This is a genomic window from Streptomyces sp. NBC_00249, assembly GCF_026342355.1.
Taxonomy (GTDB): Bacteria; Actinomycetota; Actinomycetes; order Streptomycetales; family Streptomycetaceae; genus Streptomyces.
In genome coordinates this window covers 201,412-226,474 of record NZ_JAPEMV010000004.1, presented here as the reverse complement: position 1 = coordinate 226,474, position 25,063 = coordinate 201,412, and the positions used below count along the sequence as shown (strand labels likewise).

At 73.5% G+C, this 25,063-nt stretch carries 26 protein-coding genes; 14 read left to right on the top strand and 12 right to left on the bottom strand.

Going from position 1 to position 25,063, the window contains the following annotated elements:
- Positions 1-12: 12 nt before the first annotated feature.
- Genes OOK31_RS19320 through OOK31_RS19305 form a run of 4 tightly spaced genes read right to left on the bottom strand, consistent with a single transcriptional unit; the run spans position 13 to position 4,369 of the window.
- Complete coding sequence (locus tag OOK31_RS19320) at positions 13-684, bottom strand: response regulator transcription factor (RefSeq protein WP_267088516.1); 672 nt, start codon at positions 682-684, stop codon at positions 13-15.
- Positions 681-2,060: a sensor histidine kinase gene (locus tag OOK31_RS19315; protein ID WP_267088515.1), complete on the bottom strand. Its 1,380-nt coding sequence runs from the start codon at positions 2,058-2,060 to the stop codon at positions 681-683. The genes OOK31_RS19320 and OOK31_RS19315 overlap by 4 nt, the downstream gene beginning before the upstream one ends.
- Before the next feature lie 10 nt (positions 2,061-2,070).
- Positions 2,071-3,291 (bottom strand): acyltransferase, encoded by a 1,221-nt coding sequence (locus OOK31_RS19310; RefSeq protein ID WP_267088514.1) that lies wholly within the window; start codon positions 3,289-3,291, stop codon positions 2,071-2,073.
- On the bottom strand, positions 3,284-4,369 hold the full coding sequence (locus tag OOK31_RS19305) for an alpha/beta hydrolase (RefSeq protein ID WP_267088513.1): 1,086 nt from the start codon (positions 4,367-4,369) through the stop codon (positions 3,284-3,286). Before OOK31_RS19305 ends, OOK31_RS19310 begins: the two co-directional genes overlap by 8 nt.
- Before the next feature lie 200 nt (positions 4,370-4,569).
- Between OOK31_RS19305 and OOK31_RS19300 the strand changes: the two genes are divergently transcribed.
- A complete protein-coding gene (locus OOK31_RS19300; protein ID WP_267088512.1) occupies positions 4,570-5,049 on the top strand; it encodes an HIT family protein in 480 nt (159 codons plus the stop codon).
- A gap of 58 nt (positions 5,050-5,107) precedes the next feature.
- On the opposite strand, the gene OOK31_RS19295 is transcribed toward OOK31_RS19300, so the two are convergent.
- The 5 genes from OOK31_RS19295 to OOK31_RS19275 all read right to left on the bottom strand — a co-directional run bounded on the left by OOK31_RS19295 (position 5,108) and on the right by OOK31_RS19275 (position 9,254).
- Positions 5,108-5,782 carry a LysE family translocator gene (locus OOK31_RS19295; RefSeq protein WP_267088511.1) on the bottom strand — a complete coding sequence of 225 codons (675 nt, stop codon included), beginning with the start codon at positions 5,780-5,782 and terminating at the stop codon, positions 5,108-5,110.
- Positions 5,783-5,787: 5 nt separating this feature from the next.
- A complete protein-coding gene (locus OOK31_RS19290; RefSeq protein ID WP_267088510.1) occupies positions 5,788-6,210 on the bottom strand; it encodes a nuclear transport factor 2 family protein in 423 nt (140 codons plus the stop codon).
- A 92-nt stretch (positions 6,211-6,302) separates the two neighbouring features.
- A complete protein-coding gene (locus tag OOK31_RS19285; RefSeq protein ID WP_267088509.1) occupies positions 6,303-7,907 on the bottom strand; it encodes a serine/threonine-protein kinase in 1,605 nt (534 codons plus the stop codon).
- 143 nt (positions 7,908-8,050) lie between these two features.
- Positions 8,051-8,626, bottom strand: coding sequence for a helix-turn-helix domain-containing protein (locus tag OOK31_RS19280; protein WP_323188232.1), 576 nt, complete (start codon positions 8,624-8,626; stop codon positions 8,051-8,053).
- Entirely contained in the window at positions 8,619-9,254 is a 636-nt protein-coding gene (locus tag OOK31_RS19275) for a DJ-1/PfpI family protein (protein WP_267088508.1), read from the bottom strand. Before OOK31_RS19275 ends, OOK31_RS19280 begins: the two co-directional genes overlap by 8 nt.
- Before the next feature lie 190 nt (positions 9,255-9,444).
- On the opposite strand from OOK31_RS19275, the gene OOK31_RS19270 reads away from it, so the two are divergent.
- The 3 genes from OOK31_RS19270 to OOK31_RS19260 all read left to right on the top strand — a co-directional run bounded on the left by OOK31_RS19270 (position 9,445) and on the right by OOK31_RS19260 (position 12,322).
- Positions 9,445-10,797 (top strand): aspartate aminotransferase family protein, encoded by a 1,353-nt coding sequence (locus tag OOK31_RS19270; RefSeq protein WP_267088507.1) that lies wholly within the window; start codon positions 9,445-9,447, stop codon positions 10,795-10,797.
- A gap of 109 nt (positions 10,798-10,906) precedes the next feature.
- Positions 10,907-11,572 carry a GntR family transcriptional regulator gene (locus OOK31_RS19265; RefSeq protein WP_267088506.1) on the top strand — a complete coding sequence of 222 codons (666 nt, stop codon included), beginning with the start codon at positions 10,907-10,909 and terminating at the stop codon, positions 11,570-11,572.
- Positions 11,573-11,671: 99 nt separating this feature from the next.
- Positions 11,672-12,322: a hypothetical protein gene (locus OOK31_RS19260; RefSeq protein WP_267088505.1), complete on the top strand. Its 651-nt coding sequence runs from the start codon at positions 11,672-11,674 to the stop codon at positions 12,320-12,322.
- Positions 12,323-12,714: 392 nt separating this feature from the next.
- Here OOK31_RS19260 and OOK31_RS19255 read toward each other — a convergent pair whose 3' ends face one another.
- Positions 12,715-13,449 carry an SLATT domain-containing protein gene (locus OOK31_RS19255; protein ID WP_267088504.1) on the bottom strand — a complete coding sequence of 245 codons (735 nt, stop codon included), beginning with the start codon at positions 13,447-13,449 and terminating at the stop codon, positions 12,715-12,717.
- A 266-nt stretch (positions 13,450-13,715) separates the two neighbouring features.
- On the opposite strand from OOK31_RS19255, the gene OOK31_RS19250 reads away from it, so the two are divergent.
- The 7 genes from OOK31_RS19250 (at position 13,716) to OOK31_RS19220 (ending at position 19,975) form a co-directional block, all read left to right on the top strand.
- Positions 13,716-14,060, top strand: a complete 345-nt coding sequence (locus tag OOK31_RS19250) for a YbaB/EbfC family nucleoid-associated protein (protein ID WP_267088503.1) — start codon at positions 13,716-13,718, stop codon at positions 14,058-14,060.
- A gap of 51 nt (positions 14,061-14,111) precedes the next feature.
- A complete protein-coding gene (recR, locus tag OOK31_RS19245) occupies positions 14,112-14,711 on the top strand; it encodes a recombination mediator RecR (protein ID WP_267088502.1) in 600 nt (199 codons plus the stop codon).
- Complete coding sequence (locus OOK31_RS19240) at positions 14,704-15,351, top strand: DUF5063 domain-containing protein (protein WP_267088501.1); 648 nt, start codon at positions 14,704-14,706, stop codon at positions 15,349-15,351. Before recR ends, OOK31_RS19240 begins: the two co-directional genes overlap by 8 nt.
- A gap of 152 nt (positions 15,352-15,503) precedes the next feature.
- Complete coding sequence (locus OOK31_RS19235; protein ID WP_267088500.1) at positions 15,504-16,778, top strand: aspartate kinase; 1,275 nt, start codon at positions 15,504-15,506, stop codon at positions 16,776-16,778.
- Positions 16,775-17,851 (top strand): aspartate-semialdehyde dehydrogenase, encoded by a 1,077-nt coding sequence (locus tag OOK31_RS19230; RefSeq protein WP_267088499.1) that lies wholly within the window; start codon positions 16,775-16,777, stop codon positions 17,849-17,851. The genes OOK31_RS19235 and OOK31_RS19230 overlap by 4 nt, the downstream gene beginning before the upstream one ends.
- A gap of 169 nt (positions 17,852-18,020) precedes the next feature.
- Entirely contained in the window at positions 18,021-18,800 is a 780-nt protein-coding gene (locus tag OOK31_RS19225) for a SigE family RNA polymerase sigma factor (protein ID WP_323188231.1), read from the top strand.
- On the top strand, positions 18,797-19,975 hold the full coding sequence (locus OOK31_RS19220) for a hypothetical protein (RefSeq protein WP_267088498.1): 1,179 nt from the start codon (positions 18,797-18,799) through the stop codon (positions 19,973-19,975). The genes OOK31_RS19225 and OOK31_RS19220 overlap by 4 nt, the downstream gene beginning before the upstream one ends.
- On the opposite strand, the gene OOK31_RS19215 is transcribed toward OOK31_RS19220, so the two are convergent.
- Complete coding sequence (locus OOK31_RS19215) at positions 19,953-20,807, bottom strand: SURF1 family protein (RefSeq protein WP_267088497.1); 855 nt, start codon at positions 20,805-20,807, stop codon at positions 19,953-19,955. The genes OOK31_RS19220 and OOK31_RS19215 overlap by 23 nt on opposite strands.
- 30 nt (positions 20,808-20,837) lie before the next feature.
- Positions 20,838-22,616, bottom strand: coding sequence for a prolyl oligopeptidase family serine peptidase (locus OOK31_RS19210; RefSeq protein WP_267088935.1), 1,779 nt, complete (start codon positions 22,614-22,616; stop codon positions 20,838-20,840).
- Between the two features lie 181 nt (positions 22,617-22,797).
- Between OOK31_RS19210 and OOK31_RS19205 the strand changes: the two genes are divergently transcribed.
- The 3 genes from OOK31_RS19205 (at position 22,798) to OOK31_RS19195 (ending at position 25,026) form a co-directional block, all read left to right on the top strand.
- Positions 22,798-22,965, top strand: coding sequence for a hypothetical protein (locus OOK31_RS19205; RefSeq protein ID WP_267088496.1), 168 nt, complete (start codon positions 22,798-22,800; stop codon positions 22,963-22,965).
- A 120-nt stretch (positions 22,966-23,085) separates the two neighbouring features.
- Positions 23,086-24,390, top strand: coding sequence for a cytosine deaminase (gene codA, locus OOK31_RS19200; RefSeq protein WP_323188230.1), 1,305 nt, complete (start codon positions 23,086-23,088; stop codon positions 24,388-24,390).
- Positions 24,391-24,432: 42 nt separating this feature from the next.
- Entirely contained in the window at positions 24,433-25,026 is a 594-nt protein-coding gene (locus OOK31_RS19195) for an HD domain-containing protein (RefSeq protein ID WP_267088495.1), read from the top strand.
- The last annotated feature ends 37 nt before the right edge of the window (positions 25,027-25,063 follow it).

Below are 25,063 nucleotides of genomic sequence, written 5' to 3'. Positions count from 1 at the left end.
CTACGCGGGGGATCAGTAGCCCGTCGGACGGATCAGACCCGTCTCGTACGCGAACACCGCGGCCTGGGTGCGGTCCCGCAGGCCCAGCTTCACCAGGATCCGGCTCACATGGGTCTTCACCGTCTGCTCGGCCACGATCAGGTGCTCCGCGATCTCCGCGTTGGACAGGCCCTGGGCGATCAGCGACAGCACCTCCGTCTCCCGCTCCGTCAGCTCGTCGATCCGCGCTCTGGACGGCGCCCGCGGCGCTCCCATCCGGGAGAACTCGGTGATCAGCCGCTTCGTGATGTTCGGTGACAGCAGCGCCTCACCGGCGGCCACCACCCGTACCGCCTCCGCGAGCTGGTCCGCCGAGGCGTCCTTCAGCAGGAAGCCCGAAGCGCCGGCGCGCAGCGCCTCGTAGACGTACTCGTCGAGATCGAAGGTGGTCAGCACCAGCACCTTCACCGCCGAGTCCGGGGCGGCGGTGATCACCGACGTGGCCTCGATCCCGCCCATGCCCGGCATGCGGATGTCCATCAGGACCACGTCCGGACCCAGTTCGGCGACCTTCGCCACGGCGTCCGCCCCGTCCACGGCCTGGCCGACCACCTCGATGTCGGGCTGGGTGTTCAGGAGCACGGTGAAGCCCTGCCGGACCATCATCTGGTCGTCGGCGATCATCACCCTGATCGGAGTGCTCATATGTCCTTCTTCGGCTCGGAGGAGGCGGAACCGCCGGGCGGGTCCATGGGCAGTACGGCGGACACCTCGTACCCGCCGCCGGGGCGGGGGCCGGCGGCCAGTTCGCCCCCCAGCATGCCCGCACGCTCCCGCATGCCCAGCAGGCCGTGCCCCGCTCCGGGCGAGGGCGGCGCCGTACGGGTCGGAGCGGAGTTGGCCACGGAAAGGTGCAGCTCGCGCGGCCCGTAGGCGATACCCACCTCCACCCGCGAACCGGGCGCGTGGCGCAGGCAGTTGCTCAGCGCCTCCTGCACGATCCGGTACGCGGTGAGCTCCACCCCCGGGGTCAGCGGCCGGCGGATCCCCGCGAACTCGGTGGTGACCTCCAGGCCGGCCCCCCGCACGTTGTCGACGAGGCCGTCCAGCTCGGCGAGGGTGGGCTGCGGGTGGTGCGGACCGGCCGGGTCGTCGGGATGCTCGGACCGCAGGACGCCCAGCACCCGGCGCAGCTCCGTCAGGGCCTCCACGGCGTTCTCCCGGATGCCCGCGAGGTTTTCCTTGAGCTCCTCGGACGGGTTCTCCACCAGGTGCGGGGCGACCTGCGCCTGGATGGAGATCACCGACATGTGGTGGGCGACCACGTCGTGCAGCTCACGGGCGATCCGGCTGCGCTCCTCCAGCAGGGTCCGCCGGGCCCGCTCCTCCTCGGTCAGGGTCTCCTGGACGACCAGCTGCCCCCGGGCCAGGCGCACCGCGCGCATGGCGTACCCGACGAGCCCCGCGATGCCGAAGAGCAGGGTGGAGATGACGAAGGTGCTGGTGCTGCCCAGGGGTTTGAGGAGCAGCTCGGCCAGCCCCGTGCAGACGACGGGGACGCCGACGGCCACCGCCGTGACACGGGGCGGCACGCGCAGCGAGACCAGCAGGACCAGCGGGGCGAAGGCGAAGTACCCGATGGCCGTCCACGGCCATGCCTGGTTGTGCCACTGCTGGGCGTGGGCGCCCCAGGGGTTGTACTCGGTGGGCACCCAGGACGCGGACTGTGCCTGCGACTGCTGGACGCGCACCGTCCAGGCCGTCAGGGCCGCCGTGACCAGCCCCAGCCACCACGCGGCGACGGGCCGGGACAACGCGAGGGCGATGGACACCCCGGTGAGGAGCGACAGCACCAGGGAGGGGCCGCCGGTGACGTCGTAGTCTTCGCCGAGCTGGAGGTTGGTGAGGAAACCGAAGAAGACGGCCGCGTAGAGCACCACCACGTGCGGCAGCCGGGCCAGCCAGCGCGGGCGCGACATCCGGGGGAGCGGGTCCCGGCGCAGGGTGAACAACTCCTGGACCACACTGCGCATGTCGGGGGCGGTGGCGGTCTCGGCCGGGGGAGCGGGTCGCTGGGTCACACGGGCCACCCTAGGCATGGCTGCCGCCCTTCAGCCCGGCCGGCCGCAGCGCGGGAACGGGGGCGGGGGCGGGCCGCGTGGCCGGACCGGTGCGGACCGTACGGTGACGGGGGCCGCGCGGCTGCTCGTGGACGCGGAAGGCGGCCCAGCAGACGGCCAGGGCCGCCGCGAACACCGGCAGCCACAGCAGGCGGGCCAGGATCCAGTGCGCCGAGCCGGGCACGGTGTGCAGCCCGGGGAGGTCGGTGGAGAACAGCAGCCCGAGCGCGGTGACCGACATCATCGCGGTCTGGTGCCAGAGGAAGACGGTCATCGCGGACAGGTTCAGCAGGGCCACCTTCGCCCAGGTACGCGGCCGGCTCATGGCCCGGGCGAGCGGTGCGCGGAGCAGCAGCGCCAGCCCGCACTGGCCCAGTCCGAAGGCCACGGCGGCCAGCGTCGGCGGGTTCAGGTTGGACACGGCGGCCCCGGGGACGCCGACCATCGACGCCGGGTACCCGCCCCACAGGACCAGCAGGGCGGTGGCGGCCGCCCCGCCGAGCAGCAGGAGCAGGGCCGGACGGGTCCGGCCGAACGCGCCCCGGGACCACGCGGCCCCCAGGGTGTAGGGCACCAGCCAGCCGGCGGCGACATTGACCCAGCCGATCCACTCCGGGCCGCCGAAGCCGAACCGCCACACATCGACCCCGGCCACCACGGCCAGCGGCCACACCGGGCTCAGCCGGGCGACGAGCGGGGTCGCCGCGGTCAGCGCGGCGAACACCAGCAGGAACCACAGCGGCGACCACACCAGCTTGAGCAGGGTCCGTACGGTGTCCAGCTCGGCGCCGCCGAGCAGCAGCCCGCCCGCCACGACCGTCCACAGCCCGAGCACCGCCGCCACCGGGCGGAACAGCCGGCCGAGGCGCTGCCCCACCCAGGCCCGGTACGAGACACCGCGCGCCCGCGCCGAGCCGTACCCCTGGGCCGCGACGTGGCCGCCGACCAGGAAGAACACGGCCAGGGTCTGGAACACCCAGGAGACCGGGGCCAGCCACGGCATCCGGGCCAGCGGGCTGGTGCCCTGCAGGCCGCCGTCGGCGGTGGTCAGCGCCGTCACCAGCCAGTGCCCCAGCACCACCCCGAGGATCGCGAAGGCCCGCAGGGCGTCGACGGACCGGTCCCGGTGTGCCGGGGTCGCCCGGTCGACGCGGTCCGCGACGGCGGACCAGCGGGCGCGGAGCTTACGCATGCGGGGCCTCCGGGGCGGTGTCGGAAGGAGCAGGGGCGGCGGGAGCGGCGGGGACGGTCGGCGCAGCCGGGGCGGCGGGGGAACCGAGGACGATGCGGGCCAGGCTGTCGAGGGACCGGGTACCGGGCTTGAGGTAGTCGCTGTGTCCGGCGGTGCCCGCCTCGAAGGGCCGGGCACCGAAGGCCGGATCCACCGGGTCGGTCCCGAACCCGACCCCGCCGAGCCGGACATGGGGGACCCGGCCGATCCAGTCCCCGCTGCCCCGACCGGCCCACACCCGGGCGCCGGTCGGCAGCTCGGCGGCGCGGTCGGCGCCCGTACCCGGGCTGCCGAACAGCACGACGTCGTCCACGGTGGAGGCCGTCCGGGTGCGGGCGCAGACCACCGAACCGTAGGAGTGGCACAGGAGGGAGACCCGGGTGCCGTCACCGGTCAGCTGCCGCAAGCGGGAGAGGAACGGGCCCAGTTCGGCGGCGGCCTCGTCGGCCCGGCCGGCGGTCAGGACGGTGGTGCTGACCGTGCCCGGGGTGTCGTACCCGAGCCAGGCGACCACCGCGGAGCGCGGATGCTCGGCCCGCAGCCGCTCCTGGAGGGATATCGCACCGTCCCGGAAGCGCTGGTAGGTGTCGAGCGAGGTGTCGGAGCCGGGCACCAGTACGGCGACCCGGTCGGCGGTGGCCAGATCGCCGAACACCTCGACGGCGCGGCCCTTGCCCCGGCCGTCGAAGACGAGGAACTGGGCCGGGGCCCCGCCCGGGACCCGCGCCATCGACCGGAGCTTCGCGGCCCGGCCGGGGTGGCCCGCGTCCTGCGCCGTACGGGCCGCTTCGGCGAGGCTGCCCAGGTGGGCGGCGTAACGGCTCTGCGGGCCCGCCGACTCGGCGAAGACGACCGGAGCGGGCGCGGGGACCTGAGGGGACGCGGCGGCCGACACGGGCAGCACGACGGCCGCCGCGACGAGGCCGGCCAGCACGGTGCGGCGGAACCGGCCGCTGCCGGACCGGCGCCCGCCGTCGCGGACACCGGGGACGCCGGGGCCGCTGAGGCCGCTGCCGGTGGGGCTGCTCGTGCTGGTCATGGCGGGTCCCTCTTCCTCGTCCCTCGGTGCCGGGCCGTCATCCGCCCGCTCTGGTACCGAAGTTAGGAATCCGCCCCCGTGGTCGGCATCACGCCCGGGAGCCGCCTTCAGCCGTAGCTCTCAGGTATGACAGGCCCTACGTGAGAGGCAGTCAGGGACGTAGTCGGAGAGGCACTCAGGTACTCCGTTAGGGTCCTGGGATGAACGAGATCGACTGGCGGGAAGACCGCATCGGCAGCGCGCACCGGGGGCAGAACCCCACCGTCATGCGCCGCCTCGACTCCGGGTTCGCGGTCGTCGGGGACCGGCAGTTCCTGCCGGGGTACTCGGTGCTGCTGACCGACGACCCCGCCGTGACCCGGCTTTCGGACCTGCCCCCGGCCCGCCGGATCGCCTACCTCACCGACCTGGAGCGGCTCGCCGAGGCCGTCGAACGCGCCTGCGCCCGCCTCGACCCGGCCTTCCGCCGCGTGAACATCGAGATCCTGGGCAACACCGACCCGTACCTGCACGCCCACATCTGGCCCCGCTACGACTGGGAGCCCGCCGACCTCGTCCGCCTGCCCGTCTGGCTCTACGAGGACGAGGAGTGCTGGCGCGGCGAGCGGCACGCGCTGGCCCCCCGCCACGACGCGGTACGGGCGGCCGTCACGGAGGAGCTGGACCGGCTGCTCGCCTAGACCTTGGGAGCTACGGACTTTCGGAGCTACAGACCTTGGAAGCTACGGACCTTCGGAGCTACGCCGTGGAGCTCGCCACGCGGACCCCGAACCCGATCAGGACCACGCCCGTCACCCGGTCCATCGCCCGGCGGACGCGCGGGCGCGTGAAGAACCGCCGGGCGCGCGTGAGGACGTAGACGTACGTGCCCAGCCAGGCCAGGGTCAGCAGCACGTGGACCAGGACGAGGAGCGCCATCCCGGCCGCCGGGGAGAGGTCCGCCGGGGCGAGGGTGGGCAGCAGGCCGGTGTAGAACACGGCGATCTTCGGGTTGAGGGTGTTGCTGACCAGGCCCGTGCGCCAGCCGCTGCCCGCCTCCCCGCGCCTGCCGCCGGCCGCGCCGCCACCCGAGGCGGAGCCGGAGCCGGAGTCAGCGCCCGCGCCGGAGTCCGCGTCGGCGTCCGGTCCGCCGCCCGGGCGGCGCAGCGACTGGATGCCGAGGAAGCAGAGGTACGCCGCCCCGGCCAGCTTGACCACCAGGTACACCTCCGCCGAGGCGGCGAGCAGCGCCGCGAGCCCGGCCACGGTGAGGGCGCCCCAGAGCAGCAGCCCGCCGGCGATGCCGGCGACGGTGAGCAGCCCGTCGGTCCGCCCGCGCGAGACGGCCCGCCGGGTCACGACGGCCATGTCGGGCCCGGGGACGAGGGTCAGCAGGGCCAGGACACCGGTCGCCGCGAGGAGTTGGGTGAGCACGCGGCTCAGTCTGCCACCAGAGGCTCGACGTAGCCCGCCCTCCAGCGCGGCGCCGGGTCCTGGCCGGGGCTGGTCCAGTACTCGCGGGCGCCGACGACCAGCCCGTCCCGCACGGTCCACAGGGACAGGCCCCGGTAGAGGACGTGCTCCTCAGGTATCTCCACCTCGGTGACGACGAGGTCCCCGTCCGCGAGGATCCGCAGGACCTCGACCGTCCCTGCACCCGTCCCCGAGGACGTTCCCGCGTCGAAATCCGGGTCCGGGGCCTCGTCGCTGAGAACGGCGATGAAGTTGGCCCTGCCCACGATGCGCTCGCCGCTGACCGGCCACTCGATGACCGCGTCCTCGGCGACCAGCCCGGCCACGCCGTCCCAGTCGCGTGCCTCGATCCGCTCCCACAGTTGTGCCACTACCTTCAACGGCTCCATGTGCCGCAGTGTGCGGTGGGGCCAGGACGCGTAACAAGCACTGCTTGCAGGCTTATTGACTTCGACACAATCCGTTGAAGTAACGCCGCCGGCTACTCCCGGTGATACGTGAGGGGGAGGCCGGATCCCCCGTCCAGCTCGCGCCGCAGGCTCCCGTCGGGCAGCAGGCGCAGCCGGCTCCAGCTGCCCGCGGTGCAGGTGGGAGGGGTTCCGGAGGTCAGGGAGGAGGCGCCGAGCTCGACCGGGTCGGGGGCGCTGCGCAGGGGCGCCCGCCAGGCGCAGGAGTAGCCCGGGTCCTCGACGCGCAGGGTCATGACGGGCTCGCCGACCGCGCCGGGGGTGAGGGAGAGGTACCAGGTCGCGCTGCCGGAGGTGGCCCGCCAGTTACCGGCGTACGACTCGGGGAGGACGCCGGGGGAGGTACCGGGGGAGGCCCCGGAGGTTCCGGTTGAGGGGCCGGCGGCGGGGCCCGTGCCGGGGCCCGTTCCGCGGCTCGTGCCCGGCGGTTCGGCCGGGGAGGAAGCCGGTACGGGAGGGGAGTGCGGGGTTGGCGGGAGGGGCACGGGGCCGGCGCTCATCACCGCGTACACCGTCCCGCCCGCGGCCGTCGCGACGACGGCGGCGACCGCCACCAGGAACGCCGTCGACGCGGCGTGCGGGCGCGGTGGAGGCGGCTCGGCGGCCGGGGCGGGACCGTAGACGTACGTCGGGACGGGCGCCGGGGGCGGCGGCGTCCGGGGCGGTGGTGGCGGCGGGTGCGGGGCGCGGTCCGGGCCGGCGTCCTCACGGTCGAGGAGCTCCGCGGCCCGACGCCCGAGCTGCGCCACGAGCCGCGCCGGAAGCCACGGTTCCAGGGCCCGGCCGTCGGCGACCGTGCCGTCCGCGCCCACCCGGGCCAGCACCGCGTCGGAGCCCGGCCGGGCGGCGGGGTCCTTGCGCAGGCAGTCCGCCACGAGCTCGCGCAACTCGGCCGGTACGCCGCCCAGGTCCGGTTCCGCTTCGACGATGCGCAGCAGCAGCCCGGCGGCCCCTCCCGGCTGCTCCGCGTCGCCGAACGGCAGCCGGCCGGTGGCGGCGTACGCGAGGACGGCACCGAGGCAGAACACGTCGCAGGCCGGGGTGACCGGATCACCGCGCACCTGCTCGGGGGCCATGAAGCCGGGGGAGCCGACCAGTTCCCCGGGCCGGGTCAGGCCGCGGTCGGCCTCCTGGAGGGGGCGGGCTATGCCGAAGTCGATGACGCGGGGGCCGTCGAGGGTGAGCAGGATGTTCGACGGCTTCAGGTCGCGGTGGATCAGACCGGCGCGGTGGATGTCCTGGAGGGCGTACGCGAGTCCCGCGGCGAGTATCCGCACGGTGCGGGCCGGCAGCGGGCCGAAGTCGTGGTCGACGGCCTGACGCAGGCTCGGGCCGGGGATGTGGCCCGTCGCGAACCAGGGGACCTCGGCCTCGGTGTCGGCGTCCAGGACCGGCGCCGTCCAGGTGCCGCCGACGCGGCGGGCGGCGGCGACCTCGCGGCGGAACCTCTCGCGGAACTCCTCGCGGAGGGCGAGGGCGGGGTGCACGAGCTTCACCGCGACGGTGCGGCCGCGGTCGGAACGGGCGAGGTAGACCTGGCCCATGCCGCCGGCGCCGAGGCGCGAGAGGAGACGGTACGGGCCGATGTGCGGCGGGTCGGTGGGGTGGAGCTGTTCCACAGCGGGTGTCCCTTCCCCAGGGGCGCGTCGGCGGGCGGGGCCGAGCGTAGTGCGGTGGGCTTCGCAGGGGGAGGGACGGTCGGGGGGCGGGTGGTGGTTGCGGGGTCCCGCCGCGCGGAGGTGAGGGGATCGCCCCCCGGCGGTCAGGGGGTGTCGGGCCGGGGGGTGAGGTTGGTCAGGGCCTCGGAGAGGCGGGTCAGGGTGCGGACGGTCTCCGCGAAGGCGGCTTCGCCGAGTTCCTCCGCGAGGCGGGCGGCCAGGGCGGCGTGCCCCGGGTTGATGCGGGCGACGGCGGCCCGGCCCGCCTCCGTCGGCCGGAGCAGCTTCGCGCGCCGGTGCGCGGGGTTCGTGACGTACTCGGCGAGCCCCTTGGCGGCCAGCAGGTCGGCGACGCGCTGCACGCTCTGCCGGGTGATGCCCATGGACCGGGCGATGCCCGCGACCGGCAGCGGTTCCCGCAGCACGGCGCCCAGTACCTGCCACCACGCGGCCGTGAGCCCGGCGGGGCGGGCCAGTTCCTCGGAGATCGCGAGGAACTGGCCGTTCAGGTGGAAGACGCCGAGCGCGGTGCGGCTGAGCAGGTCCTGCCGCGCCCGCGGGGACAGCGGCTCGGGGCCAGGGTCGGGGTCGGAGCCGGAGCCGGAGCCGGGGCCGGGGCCGGGGCCGGGGCCGGGGCCGGGGCCGGGGCCGGGGCCGGGGCCGGGGCCGGGGTCAGGCATCGCCGGACTCCGACGCCGCCATCAGTACCGGGTACGCGCTCGCGTCCGAGTCGTGGAAGAGCCGGTACCACGCGTCCAGCACGTCCGGCTTGTAGACGCCGAGCCGGGCGAAGACCTCCCGCGCGAAGGCCACCGGTTCCGTCGGGCCCGCCGTGATCAGGTCCCCGTCCGTGACGGCGTCGGCCTCGACGTAGTGTCCGGCGCCCGCGTAGCCCGGCTGTCCGGCGAGGTAGAAGGGGGCCGCGCTGGTGTGGGGGCGGCCGTCGAGCAGGCCTTCGCGGGCGAGGCCCGCCGTGGCTCCGCAGATCGCGGCCACCGGCACTCCGGCCGCCAGGAAGGCGCGGGCCTTCGCCGCGAAGGGGGCGAGGGTGTCGCCGGTGTCCCAGAGCGAGGCTCCGGTGAGGATCAGCAGCGAGGAGTCCTCGGGGCGCAGGTCCGCGAGGGAGAGGTCGGGCTGGACGCGGACGCCGCCCATCGTGGTGATCTGCTGCCCGGCGGTGGCGGCGAGGCCGACCGTACGGACCTGGTAGCCGCGCTGGGTGAGGTGGGCGGTGGTGTGGCCGGTCTCCCAGTCCGCGTAGGTGTCGTAGACCGCGAGGTGGACCGGCTTGTGCGGGGTTTCGCTCATGGTGCTCGCCTCCAGTGGCGTCGCATCGTCCGAGTGGCTCCGGCTTATGACAACAGACTGTCGTATCGGCAGCATGCTGTCAATGGATGCAACGGACGACCGTCCGGGCGACAGACTGCCGAGGGCGGCCCCCCACCCCCATACAGTCCGCCGATATCCCTTCCCACCTGCGCACTTCTAGCGTGACCGCATGACCCCTCATGTCACCGGCGCGACCGTCAAGGCCGCCGACCGCGCTCACGTCTTCCACTCGTGGTCCGCCCAGGCCCTGATCGACCCGCTGGCCGTCGCCGGCGCCGAGGGCTCGTACTTCTGGGACTACGACGGGAACCGCTTCCTCGACTTCTCCTCCCAGCTGGTCAACACCAACATCGGCCACCAGCACCCCAAGGTCGTCGCGGCCGTGCAGGAGCAGGCCGCCCGGCTCTGCACCCTCGCGCCCGGCTTCGCCGTCGACGTCCGCTCCGAGGCCGCACGCCTCATCGCCGAGCGCACCCCCGGCGACCTCGACAAGATCTTCTTCACCAACGGCGGCGCCGAGGCCGTGGAGAACGCCGTCCGGATGGCCCGGCTGCACACCGGCCGCCAGAAGGTGCTGTCCACCTACCGCTCGTACCACGGGGCCACCGCCGCCGCGATCAACCTGACCGGCGACCCGCGCCGCTGGCCCTCGGACACCGCCTCCGCCGGCGTCGTGCACTTCTGGGGCCCGTTCCTGTACCGCTCGCCCTTCCACGCCACCACCGAGGCCGAGGAGTGCGAGCGCGCCCTCGCCCACCTCGCCGACACCATCGCCTTCGAGGGCCCGGCGACCATCGCCGCGATCATCCTGGAGAGCGTGCCGGGCACCGCCGGGATCATGACCCCGCCGGCCGGCTACCTCGCCGGCGTGCGCGAGCTCTGCGACCGCCACGGCATCGTCTTCATCCTCGACGAGGTCATGTCGGGCTTCGGCCGCACCGGCACCTGGTTCGCCGCCGAGCACTGGGGCGTCACCCCCGACCTGATCACCTTCGCCAAGGGCGTCAACAGCGGATACGTACCGCTCGGCGGCGTCGCCATCTCCGCCGCGATCGCCGAGACCTTCGCCACACGCCCCTACCCGGGCGGACTGACGTACTCCGGCCACCCCCTGGCCTGCGCCGCCGCCGTCGCGACGATCAACGCGATGGAGGAGGAGGGCATCGTCCAGAACGCCGCGCACATCGGCGAGAACGTGATCGGCCCCGAGCTGCGCGCCATCGCCGAGCGGCACCCGTCGGTCGGCGAGGTCCGGGGCCTCGGCACCTTCTGGGCCCTGGAACTCGTACGGGACAAGGAGACGCGCGAGCCGCTGGTCCCGTACAACGCGGCCGGCGCCGCCAACGCCCCGATGGCCGAGTTCGCGGCGGCCTGCAAGGCCTCCGGGCTGTGGCCGTTCGTCAACATGAACCGGACGCACGTCGTCCCGCCCTGCACCGTCACGGAAGCCGAGGCGAAGGAGGGCCTCGCGCTGCTCGACGAGGCGCTGACGGTGGCCGACCGGCACACCACGGGCGGCTGATCGTCCGCATAACGGTCGGTACATCCGCATACCGATCGAGAACCGATCGGTTTCAGCCGCGCTGCCTGGCCTAAGGTGTCCGAGGATCTACGAGGAGAGACGGACCCCTATGCCAGGCAGCGGAGGTGTCACCCGCAACACCCTGCGACAGCAGATCGCGGACGCGCTGCGTGACGAGGTGCTCGCGGGCCGTCTGCCCCCCGGCACGGAATTCACGGTCAAGCAGATAGCCGAGCAGTACGAGGTCTCCGCGACCCCGGTGCGCGAGGCGCTCGTCGACCTCTCCGCGCAGGGGCTGCTGGAATCCGTGCAGCACCGCGGGTTCCGCGTCCGCGTCTACACCGTCGACGACTTCCGCGGAATGATCGAGGCCCGCACCCTGATCCTCGACGGGATCTTCCGCCGGCTCGTCGAACGCGGGGTCTCGCCCGAGGCCGGCGAACTGCTCGTGTCCGTGCGCCGCCGCGCGGAGGAGGCGCGGCGGGCCACGCGCAGCGGTTCGCTCGAAGTGCTGATCGGCTACGACCTGCGCTTCTGGCGGGAACTCAGCGGGCTCGTCGGGAACACGTACATCTCGGAGTTCCTGCACCGGATCCGCGTGCAGTGCTGGGTCTTCTCCGTACCGCACCTCCAGCTGGCGCGGGAGCCCCGTGACGTGCTGTGGGACGGGCACAACGAGCTGGTCGACGCGGTGACGCGGGCCGACGCCGACGAGGTACGGCGGATCGTGCGCGCGTACAACCAGCACGGGCTGGACTGGGCCGCGGGCCTCTGAGCCCCCGGCCCGCGTGCGCGGGTTCTGCGCACCCCTTCGCGGAGCGTGTCCGGAGCACTACGCTGGCCCGATCGGCGGCAACGACTGATCGGAGCCCGCGTGGCCTGTGACCTGTGGCTGGTCCCCCTTGTCGACGTGCTGTGCCACAGCCCCGACAACCCCTTCGCGGAAGAGATCGCCTCGTACGACAAGGCGCTGGGCGCGGCGGGCCTGCCGTCGGTGCCCGTGTTCGCCTACATGCCGGGCCTGAGCGGAGACGTGGCCCCGGTGGCCGGATTCGACTACGACGCCCTGCACTTCCTGCGGCGGGCGTACCTGCTGCAGATCTGCGGGCTGCCGGTGACCCCGGTGGACGAGCTGGGCGGGGACTACGAGCAGCTGCTGGAGATGTTCGAGCCGACCGCCCAGCAGTCGCACCTGGTGTGGCACTACGACCACGCGGGGGCGTACGTGCCGGTGGACTTCGCGGCACCGCTCGCGAACGAGGAGCTGCTGGCCGGGGGCGGGCCGCTGGGGTCCGCGCAGGGGCTGCTGCGGGAGCTGGCCTTCGTGGCTCCCGCGATCGGGATAGACCCCGCGAACCCGCCCGCGGCGCCGGCGCCGCCGGGGCGGCCGACGTCACTGGAGGAGTCGGCGGGGCCGATCCCGTACGACGAGAGTCCCTTCGCGCGGGAGCGGCACGTGTGGCTGGGGCTGCATGCGGCGGCCACGCGGAGCCTTGGCCAGGGGTCGATGATCATCTTCAGCTGATCGCCCTTGCCGTTGCCCTGGCCGGGCTGGATGTGGCCGACGTGCCCGTTCGTGTGCGGCGCCGCTCCCGGGGGCCAGCCCCCGGACCCCCGCGCCTCAATCGCCGGCGGGGCTGAAAGACCCTGGGGCTCCGCCCCAGACCCCGCGCCTCAAACGCCGGCGAGGCTGATAAATCCAGCCTCGCCGGCGTTTGAGGCGGGAACGGTGGAAGGGCGGGTAGGGGACCCCGCCCCGCGCAGCGGCAACGGTCCGCAGACAGCAGACGGGCCCGGCCACCCGAACCGGTCCCGCCCCGCCACCGCCGGACGGAGTCCGGCGCAGCGGCGCGAAGCCGGTAAGGCCCGCCAGGGCCGCACCGCGCGAGCGGCGCGTCAAGGAATGGGAAGGCCCCCTCAGCGGGGCTGTTCCGGGGGGCGTTGGCGGGGCATGTTCGGGCGGTTGCCCGGGGGGAGGGGGAAGCGGGCCGGGGGGACGTACGCGTCGGGGCGCACGGCGGAGCCGGCCAGGGACTGCATCACCAGCGGCGCCGGCCCGGCCCGGAACTCGACCATCCAGTCCGCCGTTTCGGAGCGCACGAGCTCCGTGACGTCCTCCGAGAACCGCCGCAGCACGGTCAGGCACCGCTCCGCCGCCTCGCTCGCGGTGCCCTCGGTCGGGCCCAGGACCTCCCGTACGTTCTCGGAGGCCCAGTCGAACTGGAGCGTCTGGAGCCGGCGCTGCACGGCCTGCGCGGTGGCGACGTCCCGCATCCACCCCGAGGTCAGCCCGAAGAACCGGTCGCAGGCCAGGCAGGCGGCCGCCAGCAGCAGCGCGAGGTACCCGTAGGAGGCCGCGCCGGGCGCCGAGCCCGTCAGCTCCAGCAGCGGCATCGCGGCGCCCGTGACGGCGCCCGCGGCCGCGCCCGCGCGCAGGGTCCGCGCGCCCCGCCGCTTCCACGCCCGGTCGGAGAGGTACCACTCGGCGGTGCGCAGCGCATCGGCCTCGACCCGCCGGTAGAGCTCGTCGAGCCGCTCGGCGGGTTCGCCCCAGTCCCCGAGGGGGAACGGCCGGCCGGTCAGGTCGCCGCCGTCGCCGTCCTCTGCGGGGTCCCGGGGTGGCCCCTCGGGCTGCATCTCCGGCTGACTCACCCGGCACTCCCTCTGGCTGCGCTGACGTGTCGTGGTGCGCGTGTGCGCAATGGTGCGCATGCTCTTCCTACCTTCGAATGCCGCGCGATGGACAACGAATCCCCGGTTTTCCGCCCGCAAGGAGGTCTTCAGCAGGTCCGCGCACGCCCCGTCCCTCACTCGAAAGAGTTGGTCCTCCCGGCGTAGGGCGCGGCGCCCGGGGAGCACGTAGGCTCGGATTGACCGAGCGTTCCCGAAGGTCGTTCCGAAGTGTGGAGTGAGTACCTGTGATTTCCGGTGGTGGCCAGCCCAACATGCAGCAGCTGCTCCAGCAGGCCCAGAAGATGCAGCAGGATCTCGCGACGGCCCAGGAGGAGCTGGCGCGGACCGAGGTCGAGGGTCAGGCCGGCGGCGGTCTGGTGAAGGCGACCGTCACCGGTTCCGGTGAGCTGCGTGCCCTGGTGATCGACCCGAAGGCCGTGGATCCGGCCGACACCGAGACCCTGGCGGACCTGGTCGTCGCGGCCGTCCAGGCGGCCAACGAGAACGCGCAGGCCCTCCAGGAGCAGAAGATGGGCCCCCTCGCCCAGGCGCTGGGCGGCGGCAGCGGGATCCCCGGCCTGCCGTTCTAGCTCCGCGACCCGCGACCCCCTCCCACCCCAGAACCGAAAGAAGGCAGTCCGTTGTACGAAGGCGTGGTCCAGGACCTGATCGACGAACTGGGCAGGCTGCCCGGCGTCGGGCCCAAGAGCGCGCAGCGGATCGCCTTCCACATCCTGCAGGCCGAGCCCACCGACGTCCGCCGCCTCGCGCACGCGCTGCTGGAGGTCAAGGACAAGGTCCGGTTCTGCGCGGTGTGCGGGAACGTGGCGCAGGAGGAGCGGTGCGGCATCTGCCGTGACCCGCGCCGCGACACCACGGTCATCTGTGTGGTGGAGGAGCCGAAGGACGTCGTCGCGATCGAGCGGACCCGCGAGTTCCGGGGCAGGTACCACGTCCTCGGCGGCGCGATCAGTCCGATCGAGGGCGTCGGCCCGGACGACCTGCGCATCCGCGAGCTGCTGACGCGCCTCGCGGACGGCACGGTCACCGAGCTGATCCTGGCGACCGACCCGAACCTGGAGGGCGAGGCGACCGCCACCTACCTCGCCCGCATGATCAAGCCCATGGGCCTGAAGGTCACCCGCCTGGCCAGCGGGCTCCCCGTCGGGGGAGATCTGGAGTACGCGGACGAGGTCACGCTCGGGCGGGCCTTTGAAGGAAGGCGACTTCTCGATGTCTGACGCAACGCTGCACGCCCTGGGCCAGGATCCGGACGACTTCGCGGCTTCCATCGCGGACCAGATCGAGTCCTTCATCGTCGCGGTCACCGAGGTGGCCAAGGGCGAGGACCCGGACAGCGCGGTGCCCTTCCTCCTCCTGGAGGTGTCCCAGCTGCTGCTGGCGGGCGGCCGGCTGGGCGCGTACCAGGACGTCCTGCCCGACGAGCGCTACGAGCCCGACCTGGGCCCGGAGCCGGACGTGGACGACCTGCGCGAGCGGTTCGCGATCATGCTGGAGCCGGTCGACGTCTACTCCGAGGTCTTCGACCCGTACGAGCCGCGCAAGGCCCCGGTCGCGCACCGGATCTCCGACGACCTGGCCGATGTGGTCGCCGACCTGCGGCACGGGCTCATCCACCACCAGGCGGGCCGGATCACCGAGGCGCTGTGGTGGTGGCAGTTCTCGTACTTCACGAACTGGGGGCCGACGGCCTCGGCCACCCTGCGCGCCCTCCAGTCGCTGATCGCGCACGTCCGCCTGGACCAGCCGCTCGCCGCCCTGGACGGCCTGGACACGGACGAGGACCTCGCCGAGGACGATCTCGCCGAGCAGGCGGGGCAGGTCATGGCGGAGGAGCTCGGCAGCCTCGGCCGTAAGTGAGTGCGGGGTTCACGGGCGCGGCGTGAGACGCTCACTGCCGCGGCAACCGGTTCTCTGATCTTTTCGTCTCATGATGTGGCACGAAGCGGTCGGATCCCGGCCGCTCGTTAGACTGCACCAGCAAATTGAGACGGACCGAGCGAGGAGCGCACGTGGGCCTTGTCGTGCAGAAGTACGGAGGCTCCTCCGTAGCCGATGCCGAGGGCATCAAGCGCGTCGCCAAGCGGATCGTGGACACCAAGAAGAACGGCCACCAGGTGGTCGTCGTGGTTTCCGCGATGGGCGACACTACGGACGAGCTGATCGATCTCGCCGAGCAGGTATCCCCGATGCCTGCAGGGCGTGAATTCGACATGCTGCTGACCGCCGGAGAGCGGATCTCCATGGCCCTGCTGGCCATGGCGATCAAAAACCTGGGCCACGAGGCCCAGTCGTTCACCGGTAGCCAGGCAGGCGTGATCACCGACTCGGTCCACAACAAAGCGCGCATCATCGATGTGACGCCGGGCCGTATCCGCACCGCGCTGGACGAGGGCAACATCGCCATCGTCGCCGGCTTCCAGGGCGTGTCCGCGGACTCCAAGGACATCACCACCCTCGGCCGGGGCGGCTCGGACACCACCGCCGTGGCCCTGGCCGCGGCGCTGGACGCCGAGGTCTGCGAGATCTACACCGACGTCGATGGCGTCTTCACCGCGGACCCCCGCGTCGTGAAGAAGGCCAAGAAGATCGACTGGATCTCCTCCGAGGACATGCTGGAGCTCGCGGCCTCCGGCTCCAAGGTGCTGCTGCACCGCTGCGTCGAGTACGCGCGCCGCTACAACATCCCGATCCACGTCCGCTCGTCCTTCTCGGGACTGCCGGGCACCTGGGTCAGCAACGAGAATCCGCAAGGGGACGCGCAGGTGGAGCACGCCATCATCTCCGGAGTCGCTCACGACGTCTCCGAAGCCAAGGTCACGGTCGTCGGCGTTCCGGACAAGCCGGGCGAGGCCGCGGCGATCTTCCGCGCCATCGCGGACGCCGAGATCAACATCGACATGATCGTCCAGAACGTGTCGGCGGCCTCCACGGGCCTCACGGACATCTCCTTCACCCTGCCCAAGGCCGAGGGCCACAAGGCCATCGAGGCCCTGGAGAAGGCGAAGGCGAAGATCGGCTTTGAGTCCCTGCGCTACGACGACCAGATCGGCAAGATCTCGCTGGTCGGCGCGGGCATGAAGACGAACCCGGGCGTCACCGCCTCCTTCTTCCAGGCGCTGTCCGACGCGGGCGTGAACATCGAGCTGATCTCCACCTCGGAGATCCGCATCTCGGTCGTCACCCGCCAGGACGACGTCAACGAGGCCGTCCGCGCCGTGCACACGGCCTTCGGTCTGGACTCCGACAGCGACGAAGCCGTCGTCTACGGCGGCACCGGACGATGACCGCACCCCGGTTCGCCCCGGCTCCGGCGCTCGCCGTGGTCGGGGCGACCGGAGCGGTCGGCTCGGTCCTGCTCCCGATCCTGTCCCAGCGGGCGGACGTCTGGGGCGACATACGCCTGATCGCCTCCTCGCGCTCGGCAGGCCGGGTGCTGGCCGTGCGCGGCCGGGAGACCGAGGTGCTCGCCCTCACCGAGGACGCCTTCGAGGGCCTCGGGCCGGGCGACGTCGTGCTCTTCCTGACCCCGGCCGAGGTCTCGGCGCGCTGGGCCCCCGTGGCGACCGCGCGCGGGGCCGTCGTGGTGGACCAGTCCGCCGCCTTCCGGGACGACCCCGAGGTGCCCCTCGTGGTGCCCGAGGTCAACGGCCACGCCGTACGGATCCGGCCGCGCGGGATCGTCGCCGGCCCCGACTGCGTCACCGCCTCGATGATCGCCGCCCTGGGCGCGCTGCACTCCGAGTACGGGCTGGCCGAGCTGGCCGTGTCCTCGTACCAGGCCGCCAGCGCGGCGGGCCGTACCGGGGCCGAGGCGCTGCGCAAGCAGCTGACGCTGGTCGCCGGGAGCACCCTGGGGGAGCAGCCGGGCGACGTACGCCGTGCCGTGGGCGAGGAGACCGGCCCCTTCGCGGCGCCGCTCGCGCTGAACGTGGTGCCCTGGTCCGGTGAGCTGTGCGAGGGCGGCTGGTCCTCGCACGAGCTGGCCGTACGGGCGGAGACCCGGCGGATCCTGGACCTGGAGGCGCTGCCGGTCTCGGTGACCTGCGTCCAGGTTCCGGTGCTGACCGGGCATTCCCTGACGGTGCGGGCCCGCTTCGAGCGGGAGGTGGACGCGGTGCACGCCCGGGAGGTCCTGGAGGCGGCCCCCGGGGTGGTCCTCGTCGACGACCCGGCGGCGGGGGAGTTCCCGACGCCCACGGACGCGGCCGGGACGGATCCTGCCTGGGTGGGACGGGTGCGGCGCTCGCTCGACGATCCGCGGGCCCTGGAGTTCTTCGTGTGCGCGGACAATCTGCGCAAGGGCGCCGCCCTGAATGCGGCGCAGATCGCGGAACTGATCGCGGGTGAATTCGCGTAATTCGCTTTGTAGGATCGGTGGCGATCCCTTGATCAAGGTGTTGGCCCGACTGCCGCCTGGATAAATGGGGCAATCGGGAAGAGCGGGTACGCATGAAGGCAATGGGGAAATTGCTGGTTACTCTGCCGCACGCGTACAACCCTGACCGGGGGACGCGTGTCCAACCGGCGTGGCAGAGGCACTGTTGGACTTCGCCGTCGTACCGGCGCGCACCGGGATCATCCCGTCGCGCCGGCGTTCCGGCACGCCCGGCGGACTGCCGGTGATCGTTCCCGTCCCGCCGGCCAGCGTGCCGGCCACCGCCGTTCCGCCTGTGGCCGCGCCCGTCGCGCCGCCCGCCGGGCCGCCCGCCGGGCAGGCCCGGAGCGGGCGCGTGCCCTCGCCCCGCGACAGCGCGGAGGTCGCGGACCCGGCGCAGGAGCGGGAAGCGGACGGCGAGCGGACGGTTATCGCCGGTACCACCGTCGACCACCTCACCGAGACCTACCAGGCCCACTACCGGTCCCTCCTCGGACTGGCGGCCCTCCTCCTCGACGACACGGCCTCCTGCGAGGACGTGGTCCAGGAGGCCTTCATCCGCGTCCACTCGGCCCGCAACCGGGTCAGGGACCGCGACAAGACACTGGCGTACCTCCGCCAGACCGTCGTCAACCTCTCGCGTTCCGCGCTGCGCCGCCGCATCCTCGGCCTGAAGCTGCTGTCGAAGCCGATGCCGGACATGGCCAGCGCGGAGGAGGGGGCGTACGACGCACTGGAGCGCGACGACCTCATCAAGGCGATGCGCGGACTCCAGCGCCGTCAGCGCGAGGTGCTGGTGCTGCGCTACTTCGCCGACATGACGGAGGTCCAGGTCGCCGAGACGCTCGGGATATCGCTCGGCTCGGTCAAGGCGTACGGTTCGCGGGGCATTGCCGCGCTGAGGGTGGCGATGGAGGCTGCGCAGTCATGAGGGACGACCACAAGAACCCGCCCGGCCCGGGAACCCCGGGACCGGCACCCGGTGACGAGCAGGCGCTGCGCAGCCTGCTGGCCGGGGCCGTGCAGGGCCTGGAGCCCTGCGACGGCGCGCTGGAACGGCTGCGCCACGCCGTGCCGGCCCGCCGGGCCCGCAAACGGCAGGCCCTCGTGGGGGCCGCCGCGGCGGCGCTGCTCGCGGGCACCGCGATCCCGGCCGCACTGCACCTGAGCGCCGACCAGGGCGCCTCCGCCGAGCGCTCGACGATGGCCGGGCACGGCCAGACCCAGAGCGGCCGTACGACGGGCCCCTCCGACCCGCAGCAGAACGGCACCGGCGGTTTCGCCGAGCCGAGGCCCTCGAGGTCCCCCGGGCAGGGCCAGGAGACGGGCGGCGGCGCCGGGACGCAGCCGTCCCCCCGCGCGAGCGGCTCCCCCTCCGGCGGGCCGGTGGCGGGGTCCTCCAGTGCGGGTGCCTCCGCCGGTACCGGGAGCGGGGCGGCGAGCGGCGCCGCCGGCCACGGCCCGCTGCCCCCGCTGGGGGCCGCCCCGGGTACGACGCCCGGATGCACCGCCGATCAGCTGGGGGTGGCGGCCAGCGCCCGCGCCCCCGAGGCGGACGGCAAGGTCTTCGGAGCCTTCAAGGTCACCAACGTCTCCGTCCGGGGCTGCGTGGTCACCGGCCCGGACACCGTGACGGCCGCCTCGCTGGACGCTCCGCCGCCGCCCGCGCAGGGGGCGTCCGGAGTCACGGTGACGAGCCACACGGCGGGCGACCCCGCGAGCGGACTGCTCCCCGACCCGTCGGCGGAGACCCCGGTGCTGCTCCTCCAGCCGAACACGGCGTACGAGGTGCGCTTCGCCTGGGTGCCGTCCGCGCAGTCCTGCCCGGCGGCGACCCCCACGGCGTCGGCCAAGCCGGAGCAGGCGGAGACGGGCGGCTCCCCGGCCGCGCCGCCCGCGGTGCAGGAGGGGGCGGCGGCGGACTCCGGCGAGGCCTCGGCCCCGCCCCTGATCAGCGGCGGTACGGGCACGGCCCCGGCCGGGGTGGAGGTGTCCCACACCCCCGGTACGCCGGTGGCGGGCGCCCCGGTCACACAGGCCACCATCCCGGAGGCCTGCGGCGGGACGGTCTACCGGACGGGGCTCATCGCGCCGGCGGCGCCGTGACGGTGCCGCCGCTGTCGGCGGTGGCGGGGGTGTCGGCCGCGGCGGCGGCCTCGGCGGTCGCCGCGGCGTCCCCCGGCGCGGCCGGCAGCAGACCGGCTGCCGCGTCGCGCAGGGTCTCCACCTCACGCCGGTAGAGCCGGAACCACATGAAGAGCACGAAGGCGACGAAGACGAACCACTCGCCGGTGTAGCCGAGGTTCTGGAAGGCCTTCAGGTCGAGCCCGGTGTTGTTCGGTGCCTTCGCCGGGACCGGGGTCATCCCGTCCGCCGGGGTCTGCACCGTCAGCCAGGCGTCGTACAGCGGCTCCTGCACCAGGTTGACCAGCGTGGCCGCCCCGATCACCCCGAGCTGGCCCTGCGGCAGCCCGCCCTGGGCGTGGACGCCCTTGGTGCCGGAGTTCTCCGAGGCCTGCAGGGCCCCCGCCACCTCGACGCGCCCGGCCGGCGGGGCCGGTGCCTTCGCGGGGTCCGCCGGGCCCGGGAGCCAGCCGCGGACCACCGGGAGGGTCTTGCCGGTGTCGGTCCTCAGCAGCGTCAGGACGTAGAAGCCGGGCTTGTTGTCGAGGTCCCGCTCGGGGACCAGCAGCTGCTGCCCGTACTCACCGGCCGTGGAGGCCAGTCGTCCGGAGGTCGTGGTGTCCACCGGGAGCAGCGAGTCCAGCGGCGCCGCCGCCCGGTCGGCGGGGCGTTCGGCGCCCGCCTCCCGGTGACTGCCGACGCGGTCCTCGAAGCGGCCGAGCTGCCAGGTCCCCATGAACAGGCAGAAGGGGATGGCGAGCGCGACGAAGACGTTGATCCCCCACCACCGCGGGGTCAGGAGAAACCGGTGCACCCCACCACCGTACGTGGGGTGCACCGGCGGCTATCGAAGCGGGAGGTGCTTCAGCGCGAATTCCAGGTCCATGCGGACCTGCTTGATCCGCTCCTCGACGACCAGCGAACCGTGTCCCGCGTCGTAGCGGTACACCTCGTGGACCGCTCCGCGCGCCGCGAGCCGGTCCACGTAGTTGTCGATCTGCCGGATCGGGCAGCGCGGGTCGTTGACGCCCGCCACGATGTGCAGGGGGGCCTTCACCGCGTCGACGTACGTCAGCGGGGAGGACGCCTCGAAGCGGTCCGGGACCTCCTCCGGCGTGCCGCCGAAGAGGGTGCGGTCCAGGGACTTCAGCGCCTCCATCTCGTCGTGGTACGCCGTCACGTAGTCCGCGACCGGTACGCCGGCCAGGCCGACGGCCCAGGCGTCGGGCTGGGTGCCCAGGCCCAGCAGGGTCAGGTAGCCGCCCCACGAGCCGCCGGAGAGGACCAGCCGCGCCGGGTCCGCGAGGCCGTCGGCGACGACCCGCTCGCGGACCGCCGCGATGTCCTCCAGCTCGATCAGGCCGACCCGGTGCTTGAGGGCGTCGGTCCACTCGCGGCCGTAGCCGGTGGAACCGCGGTAGTTGACCCGGACGACCGCGAAGCCGTGGTCGAGCCAGGCCGCCGGGGTGGCCAGGAAGGAGTCGCTGTCGTGCCAGGTGGGCCCGCCGTGGATCTCGAAGACCGTCGGGAACGGGCCGTCGCCGTGGCCCACCGGCCGCTGCGCGAGGGCGTGGATCCGCCCGCCGGGGCCCTCCACCCACAGGTCCTCGACCGCTACCGAGCCCGGCGGCCGGAAGCCTGGCGGGTCCAGGACCACACCGCCCGCGGTGGACCGTACGGCGGCCGGTTCGGCCGCCGAGGACCACTGGTACTCCACCGTGCCGTCCGGGCGGGCCGTCGCACCCGACACCGACCCGGAGGGCGTGTCCACGCGTACGAGTTCCCGCGCGGCCAGGTCGTAGCGCCACAGCTCGCTGCGGGCCTCGAAGCTGTGCGCGATGAGCAGGGCGGAGCCGTCCGGGTACCACTCGGCGCTCACGTCGCCCGGCAGCTCGATCGCCAGGCCCTCCTCGGTTCCGGCGGCCACGTCCCACACCATCGGCTCCCAGCGGCCGCGCCGCTGGTGCCCGACGAGCAGCCGGGTGTCCCCGGCGACCGGGGCGAAGCCCAGCACCTCCAGGCCCAGCTCCTCCGTACCGCCGCGGGAGTCGTCCAGCTCGGCGACGGTCGCCCCGTCGAGGGTGAGCACGCGCAGCGCGGAGTGCATCGCGTCCCCGTGCTCGGTGTGCTCGATCGCGAGCAGGCTCCCGTCGTAGGACAGGTCGCCGACGCCGGCCGACTCGCGGTGGCGGTAGACGACGGCGGGCTCGCTGCCGTCGGGGCGGACGACGTGGATCGTGGAGCCTTCCTCGTCCGTGGAGCGGCCCACGACCGCCGTGCCGTCACGCCCGATGGCCAGTCCGGCGGAGTAGGAGGGCTCCAGGCCGGGGGTGGCGGGCTCGTCGGCGCCGCCCGCGAAGGGCTGGCGGACCCAGGTGCCGAACTCGTCGCCGTCCGTGTCGCGGAACCACCAGATCCACTCGCCGTCGGGGGAGAGGGCGCCGTCGGTGGTGCCGTTGGGGCGGTCGGTGGCCTGCCGCTGGGTGCCGGTGGCGCGGTCCCAGGCGTAGAGCTCGTAGGTGCCGGTCGCGTTCGAGATGAAGAGCGAGCGGTCCGGGGCGTCCTCGGCCCAGTCGGGCAGGCTGACGCGCGGGGCGCGGAACCGCTTCTCCCAGTCGGGCATCCCGGTGGTCTCAGGGGTCTCCGGGCTGTCCGGGGTGGTCCCGCCGGTGGTCAGATCGCTGTCGCTGGTCATGCCCTCCATTCTTGCCGGACCGGCGGCGGTGACGCGCCGAGATGCCGACCGCGCCGAACGGGCGCATGGTGGTCTGCGTACGCCGATCGCTTCCGAGAGGGTGTTGAACATGGCCAAGAAGGCTCGTGACGGCCACCACGGCCACCAGGATTCCGAGCGCGCGATGGCGAAGAACACGGCGGCCGAGGCACGTGCCAAGGCCGCGGTCAGGGACGTGCAGTCGGTCGCCGCGAAGACGAGGGGCATGCAGCAGAAGGCCCAGGCGAAGCGCGGCTGAACCGCCGCGCCCCCGGCCTCGTGCGTGACCCGAAGTGACCCGATGTTTCACGTGAAACATCGGGTCACGTGAAGCATCGGGGTCACGGGAAACCACGGGCCGCGTGCGTACGCTGGCCGCATGCGGATGATCGTCCGGGGTGCCCGGCTGCTGCACACACCAGGTCATGGTCTGTCCGACGTGGAGGTCGGCGAGGACGGCCGGATCGCGCGCGTGATCCCGTACGACGACCAGAAGGAACCTCCCGCGACCGGTGTGCTGATCGAGGCCCACGGCGGCCTGCTCACCGCCCCGTTCGTCGAGCCCCACATCCACCTGGACACCGCCCTGACCGCCGGGCAGCCGCGCCCGAACGCCTCCGGCACCCTCTGGGAGGGCATCGCCTGCTGGAGCGAGCGCAAGCGGACCCTGACCCGCGAGGACGTGATCGGGCGGGCCACCGAGGTGCTGCGCTGGCAGGCGGCCAACGGGGTGCTGCACGTGCGGACCCACTGCGACGTCACCGATCCCGGCCTCACCGCGCTCGATGCGCTGCTGGAGGTCCGCGACCGGGTGCGGGACGTGATGACCCTGCAGATCGTGGCCTTCCCGCAGGAGGGGATCGTCTCCTTCCCCGGCGGGAAGGGCCTGCTGCGGGAGGCGGTGGCGCGCGGCGCGGACGTGGTCGGCGCGATCCCGCACTTCGAGGACACCCGCGAGGACGGCGTGGCCTCGCTCGGCATCGCCTTCGCGCTGGCCGAGGAGCACGGGCTGCGGCTGGACGCCCACTGCGACGAGATCGACGACGAGCAGTCCCGCTTCGTGGAGGTACTGGCCACGCTCGCCCTGCGCTCGGGACTCGGCGGGCGCGCGACCGCTTCCCACACCACCGCCATGGGCTCCTACAACGGCGCGTACAGCTTCAAGCTCCAGCGGCTCCTGGCGCGTTCGGGGATCAACCTGGTCTCCAACCCCTTCGCCAACCTCAACCTCCAGGGCCGCTTCGACGCCTATCCCCGGCGGCGCGGGCTCACCCAGGTCAAGGAGATGCTGGCCGCCGGGGTCAACGTCGCCTTCGGGCACGACGACGTGATGGACCCCTGGAACGCCCTGGGCACGGCGAACCCGCTCCAGACCGCGCTGGTGGGCCTGTACGCCGCCCAGCTCACCGGGGCCGACGAGATCCCGCTCGCCTTCTCGATGGTGACGGACCGTGCGGCGCGGGTCCTCGGGCTCGACGCCTCGGAGTACGGCATCACGGAGGGCGCCCCGGCCTCCTTCGTGCTCCTCCCGGCGCCCACGCCCGAGGAAGCGATCCGCCGTCAGGTCCGGCCCCGCTACGTGGTGTCGCGGGGCAGCGTCCTCGCCGAGACCCCGCCCGCGCCGGCCCTGCTCCACTGGCCGGGTGAGGCGCCGTCGGAGGTGGACTTCATCCCGAGGCCGTAGCGGCGGCCGAGGGGGGACACATGTGCCCTTAGGGTGCGCCGTATGACGTGGACCCTTCACCACCTTGACTCCGAGACCGCCCGCTCCGCCTTCGAGATCGCCTCGGAGTACGCGGACCCGGCGCTGCTCAACCACTCCGTCCGCTCCTACGCCTTCGCCGCCGAGTACGCCCGCGCGCAGGGGCTCTCGTACGACGCGGAGCTCCTCTACGTCAGCGCGCTGCTCCACGACCTGGGTCTGACGGCGCCGTTCGACAGCCACACCCTCCCCTTCGAGGAGGCGGGCGGTCACGTGGCCCGGCTGTTCACGGCGGGGCTCGGCTGGAAGCCGGAGCGCCGGGCGCGGGCGCAGGAGGTGATCGTGCTGCACATGCGGGACGACGTCACGGCCGCCGAGGACGTGGAGAGCCACCTCCTCCAGGTCGGTACGAGCGCGGACGTCTCGGGGCTGCGCGTCGCCGACTTCGACGCGTCCTTCCGGACCGGGCTGCTGGAGGCGTACCCGCGGCTGGGCTTCGGCGCGGCCTTCCTCGCGCTGGTCGAGGACCAGGCCGTCCGCAAGCCGCGGTGCGCGGCGGCGGCCTACGTCGCGGGCGGCGCGGCCACCCGCATCGCGGCGAACCCGCTGGACCACTGAGGCGCGGCCGACGGGCGGAGGCGGGGGCGCTGCGGTG

Coding starts and splice junctions, on each gene's coding strand:
- OOK31_RS19320 (WP_267088516.1), bottom strand. CDS start 684: ATGAGCACTCCGATCAGGGTGATGATCGCCGACGACCAGATGATGGTC.
- OOK31_RS19310 (WP_267088514.1), bottom strand. CDS start 3,291: ATGCGTAAGCTCCGCGCCCGCTGGTCCGCCGTCGCGGACCGCGTCGAC.
- OOK31_RS19305 (WP_267088513.1), bottom strand. CDS start 4,369: ATGACCAGCACGAGCAGCCCCACCGGCAGCGGCCTCAGCGGCCCCGGC.
- OOK31_RS19300 (WP_267088512.1), top strand. CDS start 4,570: ATGAACGAGATCGACTGGCGGGAAGACCGCATCGGCAGCGCGCACCGG.
- OOK31_RS19290 (WP_267088510.1), bottom strand. CDS start 6,210: ATGGAGCCGTTGAAGGTAGTGGCACAACTGTGGGAGCGGATCGAGGCA.
- OOK31_RS19280 (WP_323188232.1), bottom strand. CDS start 8,626: ATGCCTGACCCCGGCCCCGGCCCCGGCCCCGGCCCCGGCCCCGGCCCC.
- OOK31_RS19275 (WP_267088508.1), bottom strand. CDS start 9,254: ATGAGCGAAACCCCGCACAAGCCGGTCCACCTCGCGGTCTACGACACC.
- OOK31_RS19270 (WP_267088507.1), top strand. CDS start 9,445: ATGACCCCTCATGTCACCGGCGCGACCGTCAAGGCCGCCGACCGCGCT.
- OOK31_RS19265 (WP_267088506.1), top strand. CDS start 10,907: ATGCCAGGCAGCGGAGGTGTCACCCGCAACACCCTGCGACAGCAGATC.
- OOK31_RS19240 (WP_267088501.1), top strand. CDS start 14,704: ATGTCTGACGCAACGCTGCACGCCCTGGGCCAGGATCCGGACGACTTC.
- OOK31_RS19230 (WP_267088499.1), top strand. CDS start 16,775: ATGACCGCACCCCGGTTCGCCCCGGCTCCGGCGCTCGCCGTGGTCGGG.
- OOK31_RS19220 (WP_267088498.1), top strand. CDS start 18,797: ATGAGGGACGACCACAAGAACCCGCCCGGCCCGGGAACCCCGGGACCG.
- OOK31_RS19210 (WP_267088935.1), bottom strand. CDS start 22,616: ATGCCCGACTGGGAGAAGCGGTTCCGCGCCCCGCGCGTCAGCCTGCCC.
- OOK31_RS19205 (WP_267088496.1), top strand. CDS start 22,798: ATGGCCAAGAAGGCTCGTGACGGCCACCACGGCCACCAGGATTCCGAG.
- codA (WP_323188230.1), top strand. CDS start 23,086: ATGCGGATGATCGTCCGGGGTGCCCGGCTGCTGCACACACCAGGTCAT.
- OOK31_RS19195 (WP_267088495.1), top strand. CDS start 24,433: ATGACGTGGACCCTTCACCACCTTGACTCCGAGACCGCCCGCTCCGCC.